The 237-nt window shown below is 63.3% G+C and carries 1 protein-coding gene; it reads right to left on the bottom strand.

The features are described 5' to 3' along the window. Positions 1 to 237, bottom strand: a 237-nt coding sequence (locus ACLQ2S_RS27175; RefSeq protein ID WP_425703834.1) for a transposase, incomplete at both ends; no start/stop codon positions are given.

Genomic DNA, 237 nt, shown 5'->3' with positions numbered 1-237 from the left:
TTACGTAGCGTTGCGAGGATGGCGGGTCCGTTGCCTGTCCGGGCTTGGTGGAGGTCTTCACGGAACGTCACGTCGCGGACGTGATGGATCTTGTTTTCGATGTGCCAGTGTCGGCGGATCCAGATCTGCAGGTCGACCGGCTGGGCTTGGTCGGCGGGTAGTGACACGGTCAGGTAGGCGGTCTCGCGGCTGGTCTTGCCAGCGACGATGCGGGTGCGGGTGATGCGTACGGCTTGT

The organism is Micromonospora sp. DT48 (assembly GCF_049844495.1).
Lineage (GTDB): Bacteria > Actinomycetota > Actinomycetes > Mycobacteriales > Micromonosporaceae > Micromonospora.
Note: the sequence above shows the minus strand (reverse complement) of the source record. Positions and strands in the feature narration are given on the sequence as shown.